Annotated in this window: 4 protein-coding genes; all 4 read right to left on the reverse strand. The window is 41.3% G+C overall.

From position 1 onward, the window contains the following. Nucleotides 1–87: 87 nt before the first annotated feature. The 4 genes from MRX98_RS21495 to MRX98_RS21510 all read right to left on the reverse strand — a co-directional run bounded on the left by MRX98_RS21495 (nt 88) and on the right by MRX98_RS21510 (nt 3,607). A complete protein-coding gene (locus MRX98_RS21495) occupies nt 88–441 on the reverse strand; it encodes a hypothetical protein (RefSeq protein ID WP_246915124.1) in 354 nt (117 codons plus the stop codon). Between the two features lie 119 nt (nt 442–560). Then, the gene (locus MRX98_RS21500; protein ID WP_246915127.1) at nt 561–1,052 is read right to left on the reverse strand and encodes a hypothetical protein; all 492 of its coding nucleotides are present in this window, start codon (nt 1,050–1,052) and stop codon (nt 561–563) included. A gap of 79 nt (nt 1,053–1,131) precedes the next feature. After that, entirely contained in the window at nt 1,132–2,199 is a 1,068-nt protein-coding gene (locus tag MRX98_RS21505) for a toll/interleukin-1 receptor domain-containing protein (RefSeq protein ID WP_246915129.1), read from the reverse strand. Nucleotides 2,200–2,362: 163 nt separating this feature from the next. Then, a complete protein-coding gene (locus tag MRX98_RS21510; RefSeq protein ID WP_246915132.1) occupies nt 2,363–3,607 on the reverse strand; it encodes an nSTAND1 domain-containing NTPase in 1,245 nt (414 codons plus the stop codon). Nucleotides 3,608–3,704: the final 97 nt, after the last annotated feature.

Raw genomic sequence — 3,704 nt, forward strand, 5'->3', positions numbered from 1 at the left:
GATGAATTAACCGGCGCGGTGATCAATGTTGCGTTTAAAAGAAAGCAGCTGTCCCGCGTCCGGTTGAATTATGGGTTAGAAAAAATTTTACGCATACTCAACCTCAATCCAATACTCAGTTTCGCTTTCTTTCCCAATTATTGCTTTAATATTAGATTTTGATCTGATCTTTCCCAGTGCGGCATCAGCACCAGTCAGTTCTTTTTTGTTAATTTTCACTCTCATCGATTTTGCATTAGCCTTTTTACCTGCGAGAATGATCTTCTCGATATTAGCACCATCATCATTAGTAAGAGTGGCATCCGTCGTTAGAAAATCTCCCACAACTTTAAACAATGCCGTGTAAGGGGCAAAGTAACCCTTGGCAAGCGCATTAAAGTAGTTTCCATTCTCCCATTCTCTCTTTAGGTCGCTATAGACAACCTCTATTATCTCTTTCATTATCTTTCCTTTTTTTCTAACAGTATCAACTGTGCTGCGCACGGGAATTTTTTTAACCTCGCTGAGGACTATTCGTTAAAATACATGCCCATTCGCGACCTTACCTGTTAGCGGTTAGACTAAAGGGTTTCTACGATGTTTCCATTTTTATCTTTGACAGCGATGGTTAGACTGTCCGTAACGTTCAAGTTGACTATGTCAGAGAAGCCCAAGCAAACGTGATGGAGAAACTTCAGCACATAGTCAGTCGTAGTCGAATTCGGATCCAAGAGGACTTCGTGGATTCCAGCTTTGGCGGCCACCTTCTTTGCTCCCTCCTGAAGACCAATCGGTGACACAAGGATTCCACCGGACGCGCCCGTGTCCCGAATGATCCAAGCCAGGCCAGCGGTAATAGTTTGATTAATGCCACTTTTTGTATGCCGTTTGCATTCGACAACTATGAAATGGCTCCCATCGTCAGAGAACCCTTTGGCATCAATCTCCCATTCAGTTCCACATTCACCTGCTACGACCTGTTTACCTTCGAATCGTCCAAGCCCGAAGTGCTCCGCAAACTGATTGAGGAGGTAAGCGGCGACTTCCTCATAAGATTTCCACATAGTTGACATGAGCAGGTCCTTTAGAGGCCCTAACGTCAGTTTCACCCGTTGCCGGAACGCGGCAGCGTGAAGGCAATCCGAGTGCAAACTATTGTTGGCCAATCTTTTTTACTTGTTTTAGTGTAATATTGATCTCATCTGATAGTTTCTCATTGACTGCTAACCAGTACCTAAATCTATACATTTTTTCTGTATAAGGAAATCTTTCACGACCAAACCTTGACAAGATTGACCTTACTGTCCCCCTAACACCATTTGCTTCCATTGGAGGAGGGTCATATACACCTTGAATCAAGCCATACGTTAATAGTTCATTGCAGGGGTCTTCAAATTTTTTAACAGAAAATGAAATCCTATTTTCTGATTTTCGGCTGTTGGATAGAAATACAATACATCGTTTTTCTATGTCACTTCTAATATGGGAAGGGTATTGGGTACGATTTAAAGAAATTAGTTGACCTACTAGACTTCCTAAATTTAGAGAAAGTATATGTTGACCAATTGCCATTGGCTTTCGGGATTTGTCCTCCTGTGAAATCATCACCTCATTTTCCTCTACAACCACCTCGCTTTCCCTATCTATATTGTCCCATATATATTTAAAATCAGCCTCCTCGCTATCAGAAAAAACATTTCCGGATCTTCCCTGCTTTGTTTTCTGAAGCTCTAATTCAAGCCGCAATCTGCGATTTTGTTCTTCTTGAGTTGCAATATGTACGCTTCTTTCCATAAAGCTGCGCCATACTTCAGCCACTACTTTTGGAATGATGTCATGATAGTTTTCTGAGTTCCATACTTGTACCTGCAAGGCTTGAATGTCCGGTCTTAAGCCCTTTCGAACTGATGCACTATCGACATATGGCAAGAAGGCTATTCGTTTATCGGATAGCTGCGATAGTATGCTTGCGTCTATTTCTTTTTTAACCATTTGTGATTGTAGAGCATGCGAACTGAAATACACAATTACTGAATCACAAGTTGGGATACCATCCTCAAAAATTGAATCAAGCCATGGCTTTCCATGACGTATATCGTCTTCGTCAAGCCATGTGTCTATCTGGCATTTTTGAAGATCGTTACGAATTTGTCTGACAAATTCGATATCTGGTTTAGAGTGTGACAAGAATACCCTTGGCTTGTTCTTACGGACTTCCATAGACATATCATCCTACAACTTATGGTGGCCAACATAGCGGTGAGGGGCGCGCGAACAATAGTCCCAGAAAGAATGCCGTGCTTAGTCGCGGCCGCTCCACTGCATGGTTCGGCCAGATCGGCATATAATGCATTGGGTGACAGGAGTTTAATTCGCAACCTCGTCATTGCGCAATGCTGCGCTGAACTTCAATCATTTTTATAAAGCTCGGCATTCTTGGGTCTGAAAACCTATAGACGCCCTTACTAACTCGGTCAAAAACACCTTTTCCACGGTAAACAATCATGTTCGACATATATCTACTTACAACTCTTTGCGGTATGTTAATATTAAATCGGTCTAAGAGCTTTGACCTTAGAGCAGAAAGTGTGAACTCTGGAATCGAACAATGCGCTGCGGCGAGCAAAATACATCGATATTCCGCCTCATTTTTTGTGCCTCTGAGAGTGCTTTCAAAGCGTCTTTTTAGTGCCCCTTCAGATTCTTTAACAGCATCTTTAAGCGCTTCTTCTAGGTCGGGCATGTTAACAGTTCTTTTTTTGGAAACAATCGCATTTTCGGCACATTTCAAACAAACCAAATGCGTAAAATGTGGGTAGCCTGCGCTAATATCAACTATAGTGTCAATAACTTTTTCTGTTGGGGTTATTTGGAGTTTTTTCATCCCCTCAACAATAATATTCCGTAAAGCCACATCTTCCATCCTGGCAAGGTGTGTTTCCTTAAGGCAACGTTCCACTGATGGATGTCCAGCTGTTAGCTCATCTCCTGTATCTGCAATACCAACGACTATTAGCTTAAATTGGGATCTGCTATCACTAAGCAGTTTGATAAGCTCAGCTATTCTCTTTTTATCATTTTTTCTTGGAAGAGCGTCTATCTCATCTATAAGAAAAACTCCTTTCAAATCTTTTAATCTCTCAGACACCCAGGCTGGTGAACTTGGATTGATTTCTACAACGCGTTTGCATGATCTAGTTCGTTTTGAATTCGCGCCACCTTCCGCTATGACAGCTTTAATTTTAGCTCCTCCGCCTTGTGTATGTGATTCTGTTATTTCACTCAGCTCATAGTCAATACCTATTGATTTTAAAGGGTATTGAACAATTGATGCAAAGCTATCATCAGAGCAACATCTTTTAATAAAAAATTTCCCGCGTATTATTTTCATATTCTTTATGAGCAGATGGGAGATTATAGCAAGAGATGTTTTTCCAACTCCTCTGTCACCGTAAAGAAGAACATGTTGACCAGGTGAATTTATTACCCCTACTATTTGAGACACCTCTTTCTCTCGACCAAGTAAATTTTCAACTATGTCAATGGGGCTAAAGGGCGTGAAAATGTCGCGAACCTTCGAGTTAGAAATAATGGTCTCGCGCTCAATTCCAAATAATCCATTACTCATTTGATCTCCTTTAGTTATGTATTATAGAAGCCGAACGTTGAGTTTAGCGACTGCGAACAAAAAAACGAGCCCCTTGTACTTTACGAATTTTACCTTG

The organism is Desulfatitalea alkaliphila (assembly GCF_022968795.1).
Classification (GTDB): Bacteria; Desulfobacterota; Desulfobacteria; order Desulfobacterales; family Desulfosarcinaceae; genus Desulfatitalea; species Desulfatitalea alkaliphila.

Excerpts from the sequence above, each read along its gene's own strand:
- MRX98_RS21495 (WP_246915124.1), bottom strand. The coding sequence starts at position 441 with ATGAAAGAGATAATAGAGGTTGTCTATAGCGACCTAAAGAGAGAATGG.
- MRX98_RS21500 (WP_246915127.1), bottom strand. The coding sequence starts at position 1,052 with ATGTCAACTATGTGGAAATCTTATGAGGAAGTCGCCGCTTACCTCCTC.
- MRX98_RS21505 (WP_246915129.1), bottom strand. The coding sequence starts at position 2,199 with ATGGAAGTCCGTAAGAACAAGCCAAGGGTATTCTTGTCACACTCTAAA.
- MRX98_RS21510 (WP_246915132.1), bottom strand. The coding sequence starts at position 3,607 with ATGAGTAATGGATTATTTGGAATTGAGCGCGAGACCATTATTTCTAAC.